Origin of the sequence: Pseudoalteromonas sp. S3178 (assembly GCF_005886985.1) — a bacterium.
In the GTDB taxonomy this organism is placed as follows: domain Bacteria; phylum Pseudomonadota; class Gammaproteobacteria; order Enterobacterales; family Alteromonadaceae; genus Pseudoalteromonas; species Pseudoalteromonas carrageenovora.
In genome coordinates this window covers 1-304 of sequence record NZ_PNCW01000237.1, presented here as the reverse complement: position 1 = coordinate 304, position 304 = coordinate 1, and the positions used below count along the sequence as shown (strand labels likewise).

The 304-nt window shown below is 42.8% G+C and carries 1 protein-coding gene; it reads left to right on the top strand.

The window, feature by feature from the left end; all coding sequences use genetic code 11:
• Positions 1-304 (top strand): sulfatase-like hydrolase/transferase (locus CWC11_RS20775; protein ID WP_171038481.1); only part of this gene is annotated, 304 nt, incomplete at both ends.

Here is a 304-nt window from a genome sequence, read left to right as displayed (position 1 = left end):
TGCTTTAGCTTCCAAGTCAGGTGCGAATATTACCGTTGTTGTTGTTGGTGAAACTGCACGTGCAAGCAACTTTTCATATGGAGGCTATAAAATAGATACTAACGAATACACTAAACAGGACGGCATCAAATATTTCAGTAACATGTCATCTTGTGGCACAGCGACAGCAATTTCAGTACCCTGTATGTTTTCACGGCTAGATAGAGCAGGTTACAATAGCCGTCTTGCTCAGAGCCAAGATAACGTGCTTGATGTGATCCACAGGGCTGGCGCCGAAGTGTTTTGGATAGACAATAATAGTAGT